The sequence below is a fragment of the Bacillus sp. 05T31 genome (assembly GCF_056396725.1).
The window spans coordinates 1-390 of record NZ_JBFTMA010001462.1 but is presented as its reverse complement, the minus strand read 5'-3'; the positions used below and the strand labels follow the sequence as shown (position 1 = coordinate 390).

The 390-nt window shown below is 32.3% G+C and carries 2 pseudogenes; both read left to right on the top strand.

The window, feature by feature from the left end:
- Positions 1 to 78 (top strand): annotated as a pseudogene (locus AC1DJR_RS33840) (GNAT family N-acetyltransferase); the annotation flags it as partial.
- Positions 79 to 151: 73 nt separating this feature from the next.
- Positions 152 to 343, top strand: a pseudogene (locus AC1DJR_RS33835) (HD-GYP domain-containing protein); the annotation flags it as partial.
- Positions 344 to 390 lie beyond the last annotated feature (47 nt).

Below are 390 nucleotides of genomic sequence, written 5' to 3'. Positions count from 1 at the left end.
ACATCTGCTAAACTAGCTGAAAAGCTAGGATATGTTTTTGATAAGGCGTATGATACTTATTTTGTGGATAATAGGTAAATGAACGGAGAGTTGTACGAATTGTACAACGTAAAGGAATTAAAGTGAAAAATGATGACTAGAATGTTTCTATAGAATTGTTGCGAAAGCAGATGCGTTCGATGCAATGACTTCTTCGAGAGCATATCGTTCGGCTCTATCTCCTAAAGAAGCTTATAAACGTATCATTGAAGGTTCTGGATCTCAGTTTTCCTCTTTACTAGTAGAACTTTTCAAAAAGGTATTTCCCTTATGGAAAGAAATGATCCAATCACCTCTTAGTTAAAATTGTATGTTTCGAAAAAATTTATAAAATAATAAAAAACATTACTT